The organism is Streptomyces sp. NPDC002104 (assembly GCF_053593795.1).
The window spans coordinates 58,278-75,795 of the sequence record NZ_JBSFDF010000011.1 but is presented as its reverse complement, the minus strand read 5'-3'; the positions used below and the strand labels follow the sequence as shown (position 1 = coordinate 75,795).

23 protein-coding genes are annotated in these 17,518 nt (G+C 70.9%); all 23 read left to right on the top strand.

Annotation, left to right across the window (positions count from 1 at the left end):
• The first annotated feature begins 4 nt into the window (after positions 1 to 4).
• The 23 genes from ACWCP2_RS12755 (at position 5) to ACWCP2_RS12645 (ending at position 17,516) form a co-directional block, all read left to right on the top strand.
• Positions 5 to 472: a hypothetical protein gene (locus ACWCP2_RS12755; protein ID WP_450908588.1), complete on the top strand. Its 468-nt coding sequence runs from the start codon at positions 5 to 7 to the stop codon at positions 470 to 472.
• Positions 469 to 660 (top strand): hypothetical protein, encoded by a 192-nt coding sequence (locus ACWCP2_RS12750; RefSeq protein WP_450908587.1) that lies wholly within the window; start codon positions 469 to 471, stop codon positions 658 to 660. Before ACWCP2_RS12755 ends, ACWCP2_RS12750 begins: the two co-directional genes overlap by 4 nt.
• On the top strand, positions 657 to 974 hold the full coding sequence (locus ACWCP2_RS12745) for a hypothetical protein (protein WP_450908586.1): 318 nt from the start codon (positions 657 to 659) through the stop codon (positions 972 to 974). Before ACWCP2_RS12750 ends, ACWCP2_RS12745 begins: the two co-directional genes overlap by 4 nt.
• 37 nt (positions 975 to 1,011) lie before the next feature.
• Positions 1,012 to 1,878 carry a hypothetical protein gene (locus ACWCP2_RS12740; protein ID WP_450908585.1) on the top strand — a complete coding sequence of 289 codons (867 nt, stop codon included), beginning with the start codon at positions 1,012 to 1,014 and terminating at the stop codon, positions 1,876 to 1,878.
• A 450-nt stretch (positions 1,879 to 2,328) separates the two neighbouring features.
• Positions 2,329 to 3,399, top strand: a complete 1,071-nt coding sequence (locus tag ACWCP2_RS12735) for a hypothetical protein (RefSeq protein WP_450908584.1) — start codon at positions 2,329 to 2,331, stop codon at positions 3,397 to 3,399.
• 62 nt (positions 3,400 to 3,461) lie between these two features.
• Positions 3,462 to 4,268 carry a hypothetical protein gene (locus ACWCP2_RS12730; RefSeq protein WP_450908583.1) on the top strand — a complete coding sequence of 269 codons (807 nt, stop codon included), beginning with the start codon at positions 3,462 to 3,464 and terminating at the stop codon, positions 4,266 to 4,268.
• A gap of 81 nt (positions 4,269 to 4,349) precedes the next feature.
• Positions 4,350 to 4,694 carry a hypothetical protein gene (locus ACWCP2_RS12725; protein ID WP_450908582.1) on the top strand — a complete coding sequence of 115 codons (345 nt, stop codon included), beginning with the start codon at positions 4,350 to 4,352 and terminating at the stop codon, positions 4,692 to 4,694.
• A gap of 138 nt (positions 4,695 to 4,832) precedes the next feature.
• Positions 4,833 to 5,357 carry a helix-turn-helix domain-containing protein gene (locus ACWCP2_RS12720; protein ID WP_450908581.1) on the top strand — a complete coding sequence of 175 codons (525 nt, stop codon included), beginning with the start codon at positions 4,833 to 4,835 and terminating at the stop codon, positions 5,355 to 5,357.
• Positions 5,358 to 5,361: 4 nt separating this feature from the next.
• Positions 5,362 to 6,651 carry a PBSX family phage terminase large subunit gene (locus ACWCP2_RS12715; protein ID WP_450908580.1) on the top strand — a complete coding sequence of 430 codons (1,290 nt, stop codon included), beginning with the start codon at positions 5,362 to 5,364 and terminating at the stop codon, positions 6,649 to 6,651.
• 54 nt (positions 6,652 to 6,705) lie between these two features.
• A complete protein-coding gene (locus ACWCP2_RS12710; RefSeq protein WP_450908579.1) occupies positions 6,706 to 8,190 on the top strand; it encodes a phage portal protein in 1,485 nt (494 codons plus the stop codon).
• Between the two features lie 17 nt (positions 8,191 to 8,207).
• Entirely contained in the window at positions 8,208 to 10,421 is a 2,214-nt protein-coding gene (locus tag ACWCP2_RS12705; RefSeq protein WP_450908578.1) for a phage minor capsid protein, read from the top strand.
• Positions 10,422 to 10,427: 6 nt separating this feature from the next.
• Positions 10,428 to 10,598, top strand: a complete 171-nt coding sequence (locus ACWCP2_RS12700; protein WP_450908577.1) for an Rmf/CrpP fold protein — start codon at positions 10,428 to 10,430, stop codon at positions 10,596 to 10,598.
• Between the two features lie 108 nt (positions 10,599 to 10,706).
• Positions 10,707 to 11,387 carry a hypothetical protein gene (locus tag ACWCP2_RS12695; protein WP_450908576.1) on the top strand — a complete coding sequence of 227 codons (681 nt, stop codon included), beginning with the start codon at positions 10,707 to 10,709 and terminating at the stop codon, positions 11,385 to 11,387.
• Between the two features lie 9 nt (positions 11,388 to 11,396).
• Entirely contained in the window at positions 11,397 to 12,251 is an 855-nt protein-coding gene (locus tag ACWCP2_RS12690) for a phage major capsid protein (RefSeq protein WP_450908575.1), read from the top strand.
• 12 nt (positions 12,252 to 12,263) lie between these two features.
• On the top strand, positions 12,264 to 12,419 hold the full coding sequence (locus ACWCP2_RS12685) for a hypothetical protein (RefSeq protein WP_433073036.1): 156 nt from the start codon (positions 12,264 to 12,266) through the stop codon (positions 12,417 to 12,419).
• Between the two features lie 4 nt (positions 12,420 to 12,423).
• Positions 12,424 to 12,813, top strand: a complete 390-nt coding sequence (locus tag ACWCP2_RS12680; RefSeq protein ID WP_450908574.1) for a hypothetical protein — start codon at positions 12,424 to 12,426, stop codon at positions 12,811 to 12,813.
• Positions 12,810 to 13,127 (top strand): hypothetical protein, encoded by a 318-nt coding sequence (locus tag ACWCP2_RS12675; RefSeq protein WP_450908573.1) that lies wholly within the window; start codon positions 12,810 to 12,812, stop codon positions 13,125 to 13,127. Before ACWCP2_RS12680 ends, ACWCP2_RS12675 begins: the two co-directional genes overlap by 4 nt.
• Entirely contained in the window at positions 13,124 to 13,474 is a 351-nt protein-coding gene (locus ACWCP2_RS12670; RefSeq protein ID WP_450908572.1) for a hypothetical protein, read from the top strand. Before ACWCP2_RS12675 ends, ACWCP2_RS12670 begins: the two co-directional genes overlap by 4 nt.
• Complete coding sequence (locus ACWCP2_RS12665; RefSeq protein WP_450908571.1) at positions 13,467 to 13,871, top strand: minor capsid protein; 405 nt, start codon at positions 13,467 to 13,469, stop codon at positions 13,869 to 13,871. The genes ACWCP2_RS12670 and ACWCP2_RS12665 overlap by 8 nt, the downstream gene beginning before the upstream one ends.
• A gap of 16 nt (positions 13,872 to 13,887) precedes the next feature.
• On the top strand, positions 13,888 to 14,355 hold the full coding sequence (locus ACWCP2_RS12660) for a phage tail tube protein (RefSeq protein ID WP_450908570.1): 468 nt from the start codon (positions 13,888 to 13,890) through the stop codon (positions 14,353 to 14,355).
• Positions 14,352 to 14,831, top strand: a complete 480-nt coding sequence (locus tag ACWCP2_RS12655; RefSeq protein ID WP_450908569.1) for a hypothetical protein — start codon at positions 14,352 to 14,354, stop codon at positions 14,829 to 14,831. The genes ACWCP2_RS12660 and ACWCP2_RS12655 overlap by 4 nt, the downstream gene beginning before the upstream one ends.
• Positions 14,832 to 14,899: 68 nt before the next feature.
• Positions 14,900 to 15,037: a hypothetical protein gene (locus ACWCP2_RS12650; RefSeq protein ID WP_159031968.1), complete on the top strand. Its 138-nt coding sequence runs from the start codon at positions 14,900 to 14,902 to the stop codon at positions 15,035 to 15,037.
• Between the two features lie 52 nt (positions 15,038 to 15,089).
• Entirely contained in the window at positions 15,090 to 17,516 is a 2,427-nt protein-coding gene (locus ACWCP2_RS12645) for a phage tail tape measure protein (protein ID WP_450908568.1), read from the top strand.
• Positions 17,517 to 17,518 lie beyond the last annotated feature (2 nt).

The window sequence follows — 17,518 nt, the reverse complement described above, 5'->3', positions numbered from 1 at the left end:
CCCCGTGACCCGCACACCCGACACCCTCGCCACGCTCGACACGCACCGCCTGATCGTCACCGTGCCGAACCACGGGCCCGCCGATGTCCGCTCGAACCTCCCCCGCGCCACGGCCGCCGCCATGCTGCGCCACCTCGCCGACGAGCTCACCACCGAGCAGCCCCTCGCCGCGCTCCCCGGAGAGACGTACGCCGCCCTCACCACCCAACTTGCCCAGCGCCACCGCCCGGCCGACGCGGCCCGCCTCGCCGCCAACGCCCTCGCCCACCACACCCGCGAGCTCGCCAACCTACTCACGGGCGTTCTCCACCGCGGCGTTCCCGCCGACGCCGGACCGACCGGCCGCTACCTGGTCTCAATCCTGCGCAGCCACGCCGTCCGCCTCGACTCGCCGCCGCGGACCGCCGTCGACGACGTGCTCGACCTCGCCGCCGCCCGTACCGCCCGCCTCGCCCGCCGGCCCCCGCGATGAACCGCGACCGCCTCGCCGCCGCCCTCGCCCCGCTCACGAACAGCATCCCCGCCTACCTGTGGCGCACCCCCACCCGCCGCGACCGGGCCCGAGCCGACCGCGCCCTCGCACGCCTCGCCCTCGCCCTCGCCAAGGCAACCGCCCCCGCCCCGACCACCACCAGCCACACCGAGGGGACCGACCAGTGACCCGCCGCACCATGACCGAGCGCCGCCGCCGAGCAGCCGACCGCGACACCCGCCGCGAGTCCCTGCTCGTACTGCTCAACCGCATACAGCGGGGCGCGCCCCTCACCCCCGCCGAGGCCGCCCTGTTGCGTACCCACGTCACCGCCGAGATCTCCGAGGCCGACGAGCTCAGGCGCACCGTCGCAGGCCAGCAGACCGCCATTCAGCGCGCCCACGACCGCACCCGAGCCGCCGAGGACGCCATCACCGAAGCCGAGAACGACGCACTCCGCGCCCGCCAGCAGACCGAGGCCCCCCTCGCCGCCCGGCCGTGATCAGCCGGCCCACCATCACCCCCAGGAGCAGCGCACCGTGACCACGTCCGCATACGCCACCCTCGACCAGCTCGCCGCCGGTCCGTCCCCGGCCGCTCACCGCGCCGCCGCCGACCTCGCCGCCATCCGCGAGCAGTGGGGTGACCTGCTCGCGGCCATCGCCTGCCCACCGGCCGCCGAATGGCCGCCCCGCGACTCCCGTGCCTACATCGACGGGCACCTCGCCGAGCAGGCCGACGCCGAGGGCGAGGCCGACGAGCAGACCGTCGGCCGCATGCCGCTGGTTCTGCGCGAGCACCCCGCACCCGTGAACCTGGTCGCCCTCGACGCGGCCCTCGACGTCGAGGTCGCCCTGTTCGAGCTCGCCGACCAGGTTGCCGAGTACGCGCAGCGCCCCGTACGGACCACCCGCGACGCCCACGGCCGGACCGTCCGCGACGAGGACGACGCCACCGACCCCGCCCGTTGGCACGTCACCAGCTACCGGGACGCCGGCCCCGCGGACGTCATCGCCCACGGGAGCCGGGCGTACGGGCTGCACTGGGCAGCGCTCTGGATAGCCGGCCGTCTGCTCGCCGAGGACGTCGTCGAGGGGGACCTGTTCAGCGCCGTGCCCGTGCGCGTCCTCGACCAGGCCGCCGCCGTCGCCCGCCACGCCAGGCAGACCGTCGAGCGGGCACTCGGCAGAGACGGACGCACCACCACGCTCGCCCAATCCTGCCCGGCCTGCCCCGGGGAGCTCACCGCGCACACACGCGCCGGGGGCGAGCCGTACGTGACCTGCTCGACCGGCGAGGAGTGCCCGGCCCCCGCACCCCTTGAACGGGGCCGCCGCACGTGGCGGGGTGCCGACCTAGTCGACCTGTACGTAGCGCTGAGGACCGCCCGCGAGGCCAAGGCATAGCGAAGGCCCCGGCCCTTATAGGGGGCCGGGGGGCCCTTACATGGCTCCGCTGAATAGGTCCCACAGGAAGGCCGCAGCCTTCCCGAGGTTGATGCCTAGCAGTGCTAGACCTACGACCTTCTTCCACTTTGCCCGTCGCCGGTCAGTGTCCTGCCCACATTGCGTGCACGGGTTCACATTCCTCACCTCCTTCCGTCTCTCGCCTTTTGGCAAAAGCGGGGACCACGGCTGTGCCGTGTCCTCGCCGCACGGGCGGGGACGAAGGGGCTGAGACGAGCGTATCGCCACCCTCCGCGCGAGCAGGGGGAGTTCAACCAACTTGCATGCGTTGAAGTCACTTCACTTTCATTGTGAAGTGACTTCAATTGAGTTAGGGTCAGGACCGTTGGGCTTCCACCCCGACACCCCGGGCTTCCACCCCGGAACACCACAACCACGGGAGCAACCCCCATGGACACCTACGCCCACGGCTACGGCAACACCGGCCACTACGCCCGCCCCGGCACCCACACGAGCTACTGCGGTCGCGAGCTCATGCACGAACCGAACACCCCGATCGCCGCCCGCATCTGCAAGGCATGCGCCAAGGCCGAGCAGATCGACCGCGTGACCGCCGGAGAGGTCGCCGCCGACCGCGCCATCGAGGGCCCGACCCTCGCCGAACGGGCGCACGTCCGTTACTGCCTGGTCGGCGCCGGCCGCCGCGTGCACTACTCGAACAGCGACGACACCCTGTGCGGACGCGAGGTCACCAAGTACGACGACGGTTCGGCCCTGCTCAAGAAGGGCACCGAGCTGTGCACCCCGTGCGGCAAGGTCGCCGAGCACCGCGCCTACACCCGGTCGCTCGCCGCAGCGTCGCCCCTCGCCGCCGCCGCGGCCAAGCTCCCCGAGACGCAGCCGGCCCCGCCCGCCGGGCGCGACGAGCCGTCGAACTGGTGGACCATCATGGACCCGGACACCGGCGAGGAGATCGCCCGCGTCTACGGCGAGACGTACCAGGACATGACTCCGCACGCCGAGGCCCTGCCCGAAGTCCGTGCTGTCATCCGCAGGCACAAGGGATTCAGTCGCCGCCGCCTGTACATGTCCGAGCTGACCCCCGCGCAGCTCACCGAGCAGGCGAACGCGCAGTTTGAGCGCAGCACCCGCGCCGTCGACGCCGTCGAGCACACCGAGGAAGCCGGCGCCCAGGTCGCGACCGTCGAGGAGGCCGAGGCCCTGTTCGCCGCCGCCCTGATCACCGAGGCCGAGGCCGACGCGGGCACGTGGCGGGGCCAGTGGATCGGCGAGCAGCCGATCGCCCCCACCCTGTTCGACGTCGAGCAGCAGGCCGAACAGGGCGCCCTGTTCACGGACGCCGCTCCCGCCCAGGAGTCAGCGGATCCGGTCCGCGTTCGCGTCCGGTTCGCCCCGGCCGACGTCGAGCGCCACGTCGCAGCGGCCGACCGCGTCACCTTCCGCACCGAGATGGACGCGCGCAAGGCCCCCGACCGCACCCGATTCCGCCAGCCCGAGTAACCCATCGACCGCCCGCCCCACATCCGTGGGGCGGGCCCGGCCAGCACCAGGAGCAGCACGCCATGAGCAACGAACCACAGGACGATGCGTACGAGCGCGCCGACGCCTCTAAATTCCCGACGGGCGAGGCCGGCCAGCGCGCTGCCGCCGAAGGCATGGCCGCCGCCGAGGGGTTCGAGATCGTCCCGGCCGATGAAAACGCGGCCAGCGACCATCCCGGATGGACCCCGCCGGAACTGTTCAAGGCCGTAGAAGTGCACGAGGCTCGCCAGTCGGCCACCGGCTCACTGCGCCGAAAGATGCTGGAGCTGTTCGAGGAGCACGAGAGGGAGGTAGAGCTACACCGCGGCCAGCAGGAAGCCGCTCACGGCCTCAGCCACGTTGCCGGGCGCTACGCGGAGGCGCAGTCCTACGAGGAGCGCGACGCGATCATTGCGGAGTACGAGGAGCGGCTCTCACTGCCCGAGGCTGGACTGATCCGCCGTCTCTCCAAGGCGATGGAACGCGTGCTGCCAGCGATCATCGTCGAGGCGCACGCCGATGGGCAGACAGCGCCGCAGATCGCCCGCGAACTGGGATGCACCACCCGGCACGCCTACCAGGTGATTCGCGACAACCCGTGGACTGCCCCTTGGGTCCTGTACCGCGCCAGCGACGACGGGCAGTGGGTGCGCGTTACCTCCGGCCAGGAGCAGACGTCCGAGACCGCCGAGGACTACGCCGAGCGCATCCTCGCCGAACAGGTGTCGGACCCCACCCTGTCCCGTTGGGACACCCGCGTATGCGTGTGGCTGGGCTTTGAAACCGAGGACCCCGACGATGCCCTCGCCGACGCCAGCCGCAAGGGCGACAGGCCGCTCGACCACTAGCCAGCCAAGACAGATGCGGGCCCGGGGGAACTTCCACCTTCCCGACGGGCCCGACTAACCACGATGGGAGCAACCCCCACTATGGCCAAGGCCAAGCCTACCGAGAGCCGACCCAAGAACCTGTCCGTGCGCCGCGACGAGACCCTCGACCAGGCCCTCGCCGTCCTCACCCGCACCGGCATGAACGAGTCCGACGCGGTGCGCCTCGCCGTCTCCTTCCTTGCCCACGGGTGGGGCGATCTGTGGGACAGCGGCGTACTGCCCGAGGGCGTTGCCCCACGGGTGTTCCGGATGCAGACCGCCTTGCACGACGTGCCCGGGGCACTGACCAGCGCGTATGGCGCCCGCCCCACGCCGTCGGCCGCCCCGCGCGACCGGTCGCAGCCGATGCCCCACGCGCGCCCCACGATCCCGATTGCGTCGTGACCTTTTCGTGACCTAGAGTCGGGACCGACCCCGGCGTGCCCGGAAACAGAAGGTCCAACAGCGCCCCGCCCTCCCCCCGGCGGGGCGCTGTCGTATGCCCGCCCCCGCGGGCCCACGGCCGTGCAGGAGGTGAGCCCCATGGCGCGCCCCATCACCGAGAAGGACCGCACCGCGGTTCGCCGCCTGCACGCTCAGGGCAGCACCCGCAACGACATCGCCCGCAAGATCAACCGCTCACCCTCGACCGTGTCGAAGATCGCCGCCGCGTGCGACCCGCCGCTCACGTTCGACCGCGGGCCCGAAGTCGTGGCCGCCACCGAAGCACGCCGCATCGACCTTGCCGCCCGCCGCACCGAGCTCGCCACCGCGCTCCACCAGGACGCCGAACGACTGCGCGCCCAGCTTTGGGAGCCGTGCACGATCGGGGCGTTCGGAGGCAAGGACAACGTGTGGTCCGAGACCCGCCTCGAACGCCCAACGTTCGGCGATCAGCGCGCCATCCTCGCCGCCACCGGCACCGCCATCGAGAAGAGCCTCAAGCTTTCACCGGCCGAGGGTGGCGAGGGTGCCGACCAGGTGCGTTCGATGCTCGGCGCACTCGGCGAGGCCCTGACCCGCGCAGCCGACGACGGAGACGACGACGGGGGCGCCGACGGGGGGTGAGTCGGTGCTCGACCTCGACCGCCTGCCCCTCTCCCGCAAGCAGCTCCGCAGCATTGGCCGCGCTACTGCCCGCATCAACCTGTGGCATGGCTCAGTCCGCAGCGGAAAGACGATCGCCAGCCTGCTCGCGTTCGTCATCGCCGTTGCCACCGCCGGCCCCTCCGGCCTGATCGTCATAGCCGGGCGCAGCCTCCAGACGATCGAGCGGAACTGTCTGGAGCCCCTCCAGGACCCCGCCCTGTTCGGCCCCCTGGCACGCCACATTCAGCACACCCGGGGCGCCACCACCGCGACGATCCTGGGCCGCACCGTCCACCTGATCGGCGCCGCCGACGCCCGCGCCGAGGGCCGACTACGTGGCCTCACCGCGCAGCTCGCGTACGTCGACGAGGCAACCCTCATGCCCGAAGGGTTTTGGGTTCAGCTCCTCGCCCGCCTCTCCGTTCCGGGCGCCCGCCTGTTCGCCACGACGAACCCCGACAGTCCGCGGCACTGGCTCAAGACCGGCTACATCGACCGCGCCGCGGAACTCAACCTGCGAGCGTGGCACTTCCGCCTTGCCGACAACCCGAGCTTGTCGCCCGAGTACGTTGCCGACCTGTCCGCCGAGTACGTCGGTCTGTGGCGTCGCCGCATGATCGACGGCGCGTGGTGCGTTGCCGAGGGCGCGATCTACGACCAGTGGGACGAAGCCGAGCACGTCGTCGACACCCTGCCCGAACTACGCCGAACGTGGCTGGGCATTGACTACGGCACGACGAACCCGTTCGCCGCGATCCTGCTGGGCGAGGGCGTCGACGGCCGGCTGTACGCCGCGGCCGAGTGGCGCCACGACAGCAAGGCCAGCCACCGGCAGATGACCGATGCGCAGTACAGCGCCGCCGTACTGCGCTGGCTCACCGAGTGGCGACACCCCGACGCCGCCGCGGACTCCCCGGCCGGGGTCACCCCCGAGTGGACGTTCATCGACCCCAGCGCCGCCAGCCTGATCACGCAGATGTGGCAGGACGGAGCACCGGGCCTCGCCCGCGCAAACAACGCGGTTGTGGACGGCATCCGGTCCGTGTCCTCGCTCCTCGCCGCCGGCCGCCTGCTCGTACACCGGAGCTGCACCGGCCTGCTCGAAGAACTCCCCGGATACAGCTGGGATCCGACGGCGACCGCGCGGGGGGAGGACAAGCCGATAAAGCTCGCCGACCACAGCGCCGACGCGCTGCGCTACGCCGTTCACTCGACCTCGCACGAGTGGCGCCACCTGCTGACCAGCCGCCCGCACGAGGACCCCCCGACATGAGCAGCACCGCCATTTCCACCGTGCACATACCCCTTGCCGAGGAGGTGACCACCCGTGGCACTCCCTGAGACCGGCGCCCCGTGGCCGCCCCCGCAGTGGGCCCCCATCTACGACCAGATCCGCACCGATGATGCCTGGTACTCCGGGGATCCCCGCCGCCTCACCCGCGTGGCCAACGCCGAGGAGCACCAAGGCGCCCGCCGTCGGCCCTGGGGGCGCCGCGAGCAGCCCCTCGCCGCCCGCCAGGACCACCGCCTACACGTCCCCCTGCCGGGCGATATCGCGTCCACCAGCGCCGACCTGCTGTTCGCGGACATGCCCGCCATCCGTACCACCGACCGCACCACCCAGGCCCGCACCGAGCAGCTCCTCGACGAGGGCCGCGTTCAGCAGATCCTCTTGGGCGCAGCCGAGCAGGCCGCCGCCCTGTCCGGGATTTTCCTGCGGGTGACGTGGGACAAGACGCTTGCAGCGCGCCCCCTGCTCACCGTCGTACAGCCCGATAACTCCATTCCTGAGTTCAGGTTCGGCATGCTGCGCGCGTGCGTGTTCTGGGAGGAGCTCCCGGGAAGCGACGGACACACCGTGTGGCGCCACTTCGAACGGCACGAGCCCGGCCGGGTGGTTCACGCCCTGTATCTGGGGACGTCCGACAATGTCGGCCGCACCGTGCCGCTCACCGAGCACCCCGCGACCGCCGACCTTGCCGACTCCCTCGACCCGGGCGGGGACGGGCAGACGATCAGTACCGGCATTCCCCTGCTCACGTGCACCTACGTGCCCAACATCGGCCCGAACCGACTCCACCGGGGATCCCCGATCGGCAGGTCGGACTATGCCGCGCCGCTCTACGGCCTGTTCGACAACCTCGACACCGTGTGGACGAGTTGGATGCGCGACATCCGCCTCGCCCGCGCCCGCCTGATCGTTCCGGCCGGCTATCTCCGCAACGACGGACCGGGCCGCGGAGCGACATTTGAAGATCGCGAGGTGTACGAGCAGCTCAACATCCCGCCCACCGAGACCGGCGCCGGGATCACCCTGTCTCAGTTCGAGATCCGGGTCGAGGAGCACCAGCGCAGCGCCGAAGCGATCATGCGCCAGGCCGCCCAGTCGGCCGGCTACAGCGCCCAGTCATTCGGCCTGCACGGATCCGGTGAAGCGATCACCGCGACCGAGTCCGACAGCCGCGACCAACGGTCCATGGTGACCCGCCGCAAGAAGGCCGGCTATTGGCGCCACGGCCTCGCCGACATGGTGCACGTCATGCTTCTGCTCGACCGCGCCCAGTTCGGTACGCCGGTCACCCCCGAGCGCCCGAGCGTCGAGTTCGGCGACGGGGTCGCAGAGTCCGAGCAGCAGACCGCCACCACGCTCGACCTGCTCGCCCGCGCCGGCGCTGTCTCCACCAAGACCAAGGTGAGGATCTTGCACCCAGAGTGGGAGGACGACGACGTACAGGTCGAGGTCGAGGCCATCCTCGCCGAGACCGGCGCCGCCGCGCCCGACCCCGTCGGGAGCTTCCCTCTCGCAGCGTGACCGGCAGGGGGTGAGACGTGCCGATCCATCCGGGCATGGTCGAGCCCCTCGCCGAGCGCACCCGCAACCTTTACGCGACCGCCGAGGAACGCCTACTTGGGATCATCGCCCGGTCCCTCGCCGAAGGGCTCGACGCGCCCGGGTGGGCCGAGCGCAAGCTCGCCGCCGTTCAGGCCATGCGCCGCGCCTCACAGGCCGTGGTCGACGAGCTCGCCCAGGCCGTCACCCTCGACGTGCACGACGCGGTTGCCCAGTCCTACAACGAAGGCCACCGCGCCGCCACCGCCGAACTGGGCGCCCTGTCCGACGAGGCCCGAGCCCTGGTCGACGACCGCCTACCGAACGCGCAGGCCGTCGACCGCCTCGCACAGGAAACCGTCGACGTCCTCACCGCCACCCACCGCAGCATTCTGCGCATGACCGTCGACCGGTACCGGGCCGTCGTCTCCGAGGTCACATCCACCGTGGCACTCGGTACCGGCACCCGCCGCCAGGCCACCCAAGACGCCATGCGCCGATGGGCCGACGAGGGAGTCGCCGACTTCCGCGACGTGTCCGGCCGCCGCTGGCAGCTCACCAGCTACGCAGAAATGGCCGTCCGGACCGCGACCGGCCGCGCCGCCACCGAGGCCCACACGCGCACCCTGGTCGAGCACGGCGTCGACCTGGTCATCGTGTCCAGCAGCCCGCGCGAGTGCCCGCTCTGCCGCCCGTGGGAGCGCAAGGTACTGACGATCGGCGGACCCGCCGGCCCCCGCACCGTGCACGTCGAGCACGCCACCCAAGACGGGGTCATGATCGCCGTGCCCGTCGCCGGATCCCTCGACGAGGCCCGCCTCGCAGGACTGCAACACCCCAACTGCCGCCACAGCACGAGCGCTTACACCCCAGGCCTGACGCCCATAGAGGACGCCGACAGCGACCCCGACGGGTACGAGGCCGGACAGCGACAGCGCACCCTCGAACGGAAGATCAGGGAGTACAAGCGCCGCCAGGCCGCCGCCGTCACCCCCGAGGCCAAGCAGGCCGCCGGGATCAAGGTGCGCCAGTGGCAAGGCGCCATGCGCACCCACCTCGCCGCTCACCCGGAGCTCCGCCGGCTGCGCCACCGCGAGCAGCCCGGAGCCTCGAACCTTCCCGAGCCGCGGACCCCCGCGACGCCCGAGCAGGTCGACGCCGCCCGGCTGTGGTCCGGCGACGAGCGGACCGCGCGCGAGATGAGCGACGACCAGCTCGCCGCCGCCATGCGCTCGAACCTGCTCGACGACCGGGCCCGCACCCGCATCGAGGCCGAGGCCGACCGCCGCGACCTCGACGCCCTGCTCGACCGCGCCCGCCCCGGCGGACGCCTCGCCGACGACCTGCTCACCCTGTCCGACGACGAGCTCGCCCGGATCCTGCCGCACACCGACGACAGCGACACCATGCGCGTCATGGCCGAGGTCCACCGCCGCAACCGCGCCGGCGAACTCCCTGGGGTCCGCCGCGACCTGGTGAACCTGTCCGACGACGAGCTCGCCGCCCGCTACCGCAACGCCCCAGGCGACCAGGAAGCCACCGCGGCCGAGGCCGCGCGCCGCGACCTGCTCACCCGAACGTTTCCCGGGGGGAGGCTGCGCGTCGACCTCGACCAGGTCGGCGACGATGAGCTCGCATGGGCCATGTCCTACGCGGATCCGGCCGAGCTCTTGCGGATCGCCGACGAGATGGACCGCCGCGACCCGGTCCCCCTGCCCACGCCGGCCGCCACCGGCGACGCCGTCGAGGACCTGCTCGCCGACCGCAACGCCCTCGCCGATACCCTCGACCCCGCGCCCAACCCGGACGGGTGGGGAGCCCTCGCCGATGATGCCGCGTGGAACGCCGTAGTAGGGGAGGGCAGGACCGCGGCCGTCGCCGAGGAGGCCGCCGAGGAAGGACCGCGGATCACCCGCCGCCAGGCCCGCGAGCTGTACGACGAGTACACGTACAGGCAGTGCCTCGCCGCCGAAGAAGACTGCCGCGGCTACCTGCTCAACAAGAAGGCCGTAGCCGCCGGACACGACCCGGGAACCCTGTTCAGCGGGCCCGCCAGGATCGCCTACAGCCGAGCATCCGACGAGCTGAAAGAGTGGTGGGCGAAGCATGGCCGGTTGACGCAGGCCGAGTTCATCGAGAAGGCCACCGGCCAGCGCCAGCGCTGGGCAGAAGGCGCCCGCAAGAACGAGTCCGACCAACAGAACCGGAGATGACAGCCCATGGGGACGCGAGCCGAGATCATCCGGGCGCAGCAAGAAGGCGCCGCGGCCGGCCGCCGAGGGGATCCGGCAACCGCCTGCCCGTACGGTCGTGCCTCCATCCTCCGAACCATGTGGATCAAGGGCTATGCCACCGCCCGCCGCGAGGCCGGACACCCGGCCGCCGAGTAGCTGCACCACCGACCAGCACCACCCAGGGGGCCCGCCAGGAGCGGGCCCCCTTTCGTATGCCCGCACGCCCGCCAGGAGCGGGCCCACTAGCCCCAGGAGGGCGACCGCATGAGCACCCCCACCCCGACCCCCGGCAACCCGACCGGCCAGCAGGGCGGCCCGAACCCGGCCCCCAGCCAGGACCCGAACACCGCGCCGCCGGCCCCGCCCGCGGCCCCGTCGGCCCCGGCCGGCGAGGACAGCGCCGCCACGATCGCCCGACTCGAATCCGACCTCGCCGCCGCGCGCGCCGAGGCTGGCAAGGGACGGGTGACCGCCAAGCAGCAGGCCGCCGACGCCGCCCGCCAGGAGCTCACCGCGCAGCTCCTCGGAATCCTCGACCCCAGCAAGGCCGGACAGCAGGCCACCCCGGAGGAGCTCACCCAGCAGCTCACCACCGCGCAGGCGCAGGCCCGACAGACCGCCGTCGAGCTTGCCGTCTACCGGACCGCCGCGGCGGCCGGAGCCGACGCCGACGCCCTGCTCGACTCCCGGACGTTCGCCGACTCCCTCGCCGACGTCGACCCCACCGACGCCGCGGCCGTCACCGCCGCGATCAAGGCCGCCGTCGCCGCGAACCCCCGTCTCGGCATCCGCCCCACCGGCCCGACGGTCGGCGGATCCGAGTTCAGCGGCGCGCAGCCCCAGGGCATCACCGCCGCCCAGTTCGAGCGCATGCCGTACGCGGAGCGCGCCGAGCTCTTCCAGTCCGACCCCGCCACGTACCGGCGCCTCGCCGGAACTCAGTAAGGAGGGCACATGCCCATGACCACCGCCGACAAGCTGATCATCCCCGAGGTCTGGGGCGATCTCTCGCAGGCCAAGTTCCTGGGGGCCGTGCGCGTCCTGGGATCCGGTGCCGTCCTCACCGACGACACCCTCGTTGGCCAGCCCGGGGACACCATCGACTTTCCCACGTGGGACGCGATCGGCGATCTTGACGACCTCACCGAGGGCACCGCCATGACCACCACGGTCATGGGCCAGCGCGCCAGCAAGGCCACCATCAAGGAAGCCGGCAAGGCCGTCGAGATCACCGACAAGGCCCTCCTGACCGGTCTGGGGGACCCGCGCGCCGAGGCACAGCGGCAGTTCGGCATCCTCGCCGCCCGCAAGGTTGACGCTGCGCTGATCACCCAGGCGCAGGCTGACGAGACCGCACAGGGCGGCGGACTCCCGTACCAGTTCACCACCGCAGCCGGTAAGACAACGTTTACGTGGAACGACGCCGTCCTCCCTGCTCTGGCCAAGTTCGGCGATGAGTGGGAGCCGTCGGAGTTTGCGGGTCTGTTCCTGAACTCGGCGCAGCACGTCGACGCGGCCGGAGACCCGCAGTTCATCGACGCGTCCAAGCTCGGCACCGACACCGTGGTTCGTACGGGCATGGTCGGCGCCATCGCGGGCGTGCCGATCTTCATCACGAACCGGATCGCGCCGCGGAAGTTCATGCTGCTCAAGCGCAACAGCCTTGGGGCCCTGTACAAGCGCCGGCCGATCGTCGAGACCGACCGCGACATTCTCAAGCGGACGACGGTGATCACTACGAACGTCCACTTCGCCGTGAAGCGTCTCGACGACCGCGGTGTGTGCGTCGGCACGCTCGCCTCCACCTGAGGAGAAACGTTCATGCTGCTACGCCGGTACCACCAGGGCGAGGAGCCCGGCCCCGAGCCGGACGCCCCGCCGAACGACGACGAGCACCAGGAGCAGGAGGCCGACAGCGCCCCGCCGCCCACCAGGGCGACGGGGCGTTCTGCTGCCCGGAAGGTGAAGGAGGAGTAAGCCCGTGGGCAGGGTCTACGCCACGCCCGAGCAGTTCACCGCGTGGTCCGGGAAGCCGGCCCCGCCGGACGCCGACCGGCTGCTCGCCCGCGCATCCGAGGACGTCGACGACGCCCTCGCGACCGCCCTGTACGACACAGACCCCGCGGGCATGCCGACCGACCCCGCCGTCGTGGCCGCCCTCGCCGACGCCGTTTGTGCGCAGGTCGAGTACCAGCTCGCCGCCGGGGTCGACGGCACCGGCGCCGACGACCGGTGGGAGTCGGTCAGCTTGGGCCCCCTGTCCATGTCCGGCCGCCGCACCGGCACCCAGGCCCCGGGATCCGTCGACCTCGCCCCCCGCGCATACCGCGCCGTCACCCGCGCCGGGATCCGTCTGGGGGTGATCTGGTGAACGTCCCCGGGTGGCTGCTGCCGCACCGCATCACCATCGAGCCCTACGACGGCGAGAGCGCGTACGGGCCGCTGTACGGGCCCCCTGTCGCCGACGTGCCCGCCCTGGTCACCGAGACCGTGCGCACCGTCCGCAACCGCGATGGACGCGAGGTCACGTCCACCGCGCAAGTCATCACCGCGCCCGGGGTGATCTGTCCGGCCGAGTCCCGCCTCACCCTCCCGTCCGGCCGGACCACGACCGCACTGCACGTCGCCCCGCACACCGCGCCGGGCCTGCCCGTCCCCGGGACACAGGAGGTGATGTGTGAGTGAGCCGCGCCCGCCTCACATGGAACGGCGCCGCCGCGCTCCGCGGAACCCGCGAGGGGGCCGCCCGCGGACTGCGCCTCGCCGCCGAGCACGTCCTCGAACGCGCCCGCGCCCGGGTGCCGATCGAAGAGGCCACCCTCGAACGCTCTGGAGTGGCCACCGTCGACGAGGCCACCCTCACCGCGGGCGTGTCGTTCGATACGCCGTACGCCGTTCGCCAGCACGAGGACATGTCCCTACGCCACGACGGCGGCCGGACGGCCAAGTACCTCGAAAGCCCCCTCGCCGAGGAGGCCGGGACGGTCGCGGAGATCATCGCCGCCCAGGTCCGCAGGTCCATGCGTGGCTGATCTCCTCGACTCCCTCGCCAGATTCCTCGCCGTCACCGGCCTACTCACCTACGACCCGGCCGGCCGCGCTGGCGATTGCTTCGTCGAGGCCCTGCCGCCCGCGCCCGACCGGGCCGTCGCCCTGTCCCTGTACGACGCCGGGCCGCCCGAGGCCCGCGACGACGCCGAGCAGCGCCGCCTACAGGTGCGCGTCCGCGGGACCGCCGACCCGCGGGTCTCCCGCGCCCGCGCCGAGGCCCTGTACCGGGCGCTGCACGGCCGCACCGACGTCGCCCTCGCCGACGGTTCGACCCTCATCCTCGCCGCCGCCCGCGGCACCCCCGCCCCCATGGGCACCGACAGCAGCGGCCGACACGAGCACGTCGTGAATTTCGACCTCGACGTCGCCGCCCCGTAAATCAGGAGGTACCCCCATGGCCGGAACCCGGCCCATCGACGCCCGCGGGTGGATCTTCGAAGTCGAGGACGCCACGGCCCAGACGCCGAAGTGGATCCCGATTGCTGGACTTACCCAGTGGAGCCACAGCCCCGGCGAGAACGAGGAGACGGCCGAGACCACGGCTTTCGACTCCGCCGGCTACTTCGAGCAAGACGTGATGCAGCGCGGCGCGTCCCTCGAACTCGAAGGTCAGTACCGCATCGACAAGACCACCAAGGCCCAGGATCCCGGACAGCTCTACATCGACACCGTGTGGGCGTACCGCTTCGGGTACGACTCCCGGGGCCGCGTCCGGTGGCGCCATGACACCCAGTCCAAGTGGGCGATATGGGAGGCCACTTGCACCCCGGGCGAGCAGTCCGGCGGGAACAACGACAAGACGTCCTGGAGCGTCTCGTTCGTCCGGTGCGGGCCGGCGACCGTCTCGGCGGTGACCCCGTGACCGACCTCGACCTCGACCAGGACCAGGACCAGGACCAGGACCACGGCAGCGCCGAGGACCACCTCGACGCCACCGACTTCGACGCGTTCATCGTCGAGGAGCTCGCCACCCGCCCCCGGGAACGGCTCACCCTGTACGGCAAGACCTACGTCCTGCCGGAGTCCCTCCCGATCATGTTCACGCTGCTGATGACCCGCGTGCAGGACTCCCAGGACCCCGACGACGTCGCCAAGCTCCTCGCGATCCTGTTCGGCAGGGACGTCCTCACCACGTGGGCAGAGCACGGCATGACCGACCGGCAGCTCGGCATTCTTCTGATCTTCTCCGCCGCCAACGTCCGCCGCCCCGGCAGCGTCACCCTTCCCCGCGCCGCCGAGCTCTACGACGAGCAGGAAGCGGGAAAAGCCGCAGGCCCGAACCGGGCGGCCAGGCGAGCGAGGACGGGCAAGAAGAAACGTTCTGGCGCGCCGTCCTGACGAACTGGTCGGCGATCGAGGCCGACCTCGCCCGCGAGTACGGCACTCCGGCCGCTGACCTCGCCCGCATGTCCACCCGCAGGTTCCTCGCCCTGGTCTCCGGCCTGTCCGGCGAGTCCCGGTTCGCCGCCGCCTGGCAGCGCACCCCGCGTGCCGTGACCGACCCGGCCGAGATCGCAGCACTGACCGGCATCCCCGCCGGCTGAACCACCCCCGGGCCCGCGCGGCGCCGGATGACCCCCGACAGGAGGTGATCCGGTGGCCCTCACTGTCGGTGAGCTGCTCGGCACCATCACCATCGACGACGGGCCCGCCCAGGCCGGATTGGCGCGCACCGAAGCCGCGATGCGCTCGACCGGCGACACGATCGTCGCCGAGGCCGACCGGGCCGGCGACCAGGCCGGGGCCGCCCTCGCCGACGGCATGGCCCAGGGGGCCGACGATGCCGGATCCCGCGGGGGCGGGGCGCTCGCCGCGTTCGGTTGGGCTGCGGTCGGTGCCGGAATCGGCGCCGCCCTCATGGCCGGTATCGGCGAGGCCCTTGCGCAGCAGAAGACCGCCGGCCTGCTCCAGGCACAGCTAGGCACGACGGGCCCCGTCGCCGCCAAGCAGGGCAAGGCGGCCGGTGATCTGTACGCGGGGGCGATCGTCGAGTCGGTCGAGCAGGGCGCCGACGTCATCAAGGGAATTGCCCAAAATGGATTGCTACCGCCTGAGGCAACAAACAACCAGATAAAGGCGATGGGCGCCAATGTGGCGGATACCGCCGCAGTCCTGGGCGAGGACGTCGGAAAGGTCTCACGCGCCGTTGGCGTAATGCTCAAGACGGGCATAGCCGATTCCGCGGAAGAGGCTATGGACGTGCTCGTGAAGGGCACCCAGAACGGCGTAAATTCCGCCGAGGATCTGCTCGACACTTTCACTGAATATCCGACCCAATTTCGGGATTTGGGCCTTGACGCTCAGACCGCAATGGGTCTTATGCAACAGGGATTGCAGGGCGGTGCGCGCGACGCCGATACCGTCGGTGACGCGCTCAAGGAATTTGCAATCCGCAGTAAAGACATGTCTAAGGGGAGCGTAGAGGCTTTCCAGTCCATCGGGCTTAACGCCGACAAGATGGCGAAGACTTTTACCGATGGCGGGCCAAAAGCGTCGGCCGCACTTGGTGACGTCCTTACTCGGCTAAAGGGGATCAAGGATCCTGCGGAGCGCAATGCAACGGCGGTCGCTCTTTTCGGCACCAAGGCCGAGGACCTGCAAGGGGCCTTGTACAAGCTCGACCCGTCCACCGCCGTAAAGGCTCTGGGCGACGTGAAGGGTGCTACCGACAGGGCCGGTGATGCCCTGCGCGATAACGCGGCGACGAAATTCGAGGCGTTCAAGCGCGGGGCCATGCAAGGGCTGGTCGAGGTCGTCGGGAACTACGTCGTTCCGGCCCTGGTGACGGGTGCCGAGTACGCCGTGAAGTTCGGGCGCGGTCTGGGCACCGCGGCCGGATTCGTCTCCGAGCACTCCACCGCGTTCATGATCGCGGGTGGGCTGATCCTGACGTTCTTCCTGCCCACGCTGATCGCCCTTGCAGCTCAGGCGTGGGCCACATCAACGGCCGTCGTTGCTTCTTGGCTTGCCCAGGGCGCCGCGGGGGCCGGCGCGGTCGTCTCCTTCCTTGCCGCCAACGCCACGATCCTCGCGGGTTGGGTGGCGCAGGGAGTCGGCGCCGCCGGCGCCGCGCTGCGCGTGGTCGGCGCGTGGGTCCTCATGGGCACACAAAGCCTGATTCAGGCGGCGCGCATGGCCGCTGCCTGGCTTATCGCCATGGGCCCCGTGGGGCTCATCATTGCGGCCATTGTCGGCATCGTCGCGCTTGTTGTCGCGAACTGGGACACGATCGTCAATGCCACAAGTGCGGCATGGTCGTGGGTGTGGGAAAAGATCCAGCAGGTAGGACAGTTCCTACTCGATCTGTTCCTGAATTTCACCCTCGTCGGCATCATTATCAAGCATTGGGATTCCATCAAGTCCGGAACGGAACGGGTCTGGAATTCCATTGTCGATTGGGTTCGCGGACTCCCGCAGATGCTCGTTAATTTCTTCCTCAACTGGACTTTGGTTGGGCTGATTATCAAGCATTGGGATTCCATCAAGGAAGGCACGATCCGCAAGGCGCAAGAGCTCGTGAGTTGGGTTCGCGGACTGCCGGACATGATCTCTTCCGGGCTCGGAAATCTCGGCGATCTCCTGTACGACAAGGGGGTCGACGTCGTCCGCGGTCTCTATAACGGCGTCCGATCCATGGGCTCTTGGCTTAAGGGTCAGCTCATGTCGTTCGCCAAAAACATGATTCCCGGGCCCATTGCAAAGGCCCTCGGAATTCATAGTCCGTCCCGCGTTATGGCGCGTGACATCGGCCGGTGGATTCCCGCCGGTCTGGTCAAGGGCATCGAATCGGGCTCCGGCGCGGTCGAGCGCACCATGGCCAATCTCGTACCGACCCCGGCCGTACCGGGTCTCACCGCTGGGTTCGCCGGCGCCGCATCCCCGTACGGGGCCGGCGGTTCGGCCGGGTTCGGCGGGTACGGCGGCGGCGCAACGGTGCACGTCGAGCACTGGCACGCCGCCGAGCAGGGCACCCCCGACGACAACGCACGCGCCTTGGCGTGGCTGGCAAAGGCGAGGGGGTAGCC